This window comes from Micromonospora sp. NPDC023814, from assembly GCF_040639595.1.
Taxonomy (GTDB): domain Bacteria; phylum Actinomycetota; class Actinomycetes; order Mycobacteriales; family Micromonosporaceae; genus Micromonospora.
Genome location: NZ_JBFAAF010000224.1, coordinates 1 through 1,610 on the forward strand (window position 1 = coordinate 1; position 1,610 = coordinate 1,610).

General features: G+C 69.9%; 1 protein-coding gene. It reads left to right on the top strand.

What is annotated here, in order from left to right; translation table 11 throughout:
- Nucleotides 1-67: 67 nt before the first annotated feature.
- On the top strand, nucleotides 68-1,447 hold the full coding sequence (locus AB0G14_RS35620; RefSeq protein ID WP_357705202.1) for an IS1380 family transposase: 1,380 nt from the start codon (nucleotides 68-70) through the stop codon (nucleotides 1,445-1,447).
- The last annotated feature ends 163 nt before the right edge of the window (nucleotides 1,448-1,610 follow it).

Genomic DNA, 1,610 nt, shown 5'->3' on the forward strand with positions numbered 1-1,610 from the left:
CTGCCCTGCAAGGGAAACTTGTGATTGCGACATCTACAGGTTTCTCTTCGAGGGAGGCACTTCCGAGGTGCAGCTTACGGCGTGGTCGAGGGATTTGCGGGTCATCGCGGGTGGTTCGGGTGTGGTGTCGCACGTCGGTGCGGCGCTGCTGCGGTTGCTGGCTGATCGGGCCGGGTTGACCGCAGGGTTGTCGGCGGGGCTGGCCCGGGCCGGCTGGTGGCCGGTGCATGATCGGGGTCGGGTGCTGGTCGACCTCGCGGTGATGATCGCCGACGGCGGGGAAGCCATCGCGGACATCGACATGCTGCGCCACCAGCAGGAGGTGTTCGGGCCGGTGGCCTCGGACACCACAGTGTGGCGGGCCCTGGACGAGATCGGTGCGGTGCAGTTGCGGCGCATCGCCAAGGCCAGGGCGAAGGTACGCGCCCGGATGTGGCAGCTGTTCGGCGGTCCACCGGCGGCGCGGGCGGCGGGCCGGGACATCGGCGCCGGGATCATCGTGCTGGATGTGGATTCCACGATCGTGATCGCGCACAGCGACAAGGAAGGCGCTGCGGCCACCTACAAACACAGCTACGGGTTCCATCCGATCCTGGTGACCTGCGACAACACCGGGGAGTTGCTGGCCGTCACGCTGCGGCCGGGCAACGCCGGGGCTAACACCGCCGCCGATCACCTCGACGTGCTCGCCCAAGCGGTCGCGCAGGTCCCCGCGAAACACCGGCGGCACCTGCTCATCCGCGGTGACTCTGCAGCGGCCACCCACGCCGTGCTCGACTGGCTGACCGCCCGCAACACCGCCCGTCGACAAGTGGAGTACTCGCTGGGCTGGTCGATCGGCGAGACCGAACGCGCCGCTATCACCGGCCTGCCCGCCTCGGCATGGTCGCCGGCGATCGACGCCGACGGCGGTGTGCGCGACGGCGCCGCCGTCGCCGAACTGACCGGCCTGCTGCATCTACCTGGCTGGCCGGCCGGGATGCGGGTCATCGTCCGGCGGGAACGCCCCCACCCCGGCGCTCAGCTGACACTGTTCGAGGAACGTGACGGCTGGCGCTACACCGCGTTCGTCACCAACACCCCGGTAGGAGCCTTGCAGTGGCTGGAGGCCCGCCACCGGGCCCACGCCCGCATCGAGGACCGCATCCGCTGCGCCAAGGACACCGGCCTTCGCCGGCTCCCCTCCCGCGAGTTCGCCATCAACGCCGCCTGGTGCACCGCTGCAGCGATCGCCGTCGACCTCATCGCGTGGTTGCAGCTCATCGGCCTTGACGGCGACCTAGCCAAGGCCGAACCGAAACGGCTGCGCTACCGGATCCTGCACACCGCCGCCCGCCTCGTGCACGGCCAACGCCGCCGCTGGCTACGCATCCCATCCAGGTGGCCCTGGGCCGAACAGATCACCACCGCGTTCACCCGGATCACGGCCATCCCCGCACCCGGCTGACCAACTCAGCCGCCGCCCCAACAGCCCGGAGGACCCCAGGAGACCACGCCCGCCGCCGCGACAGACGGCCCACCACCATGCCCGGAACCCAGCAGCATCGATAAACAACGATTAGGCGTGCCGGGCCGAAGGAGCCGGCGTCAGGCGCGAATCATCGAGGCTA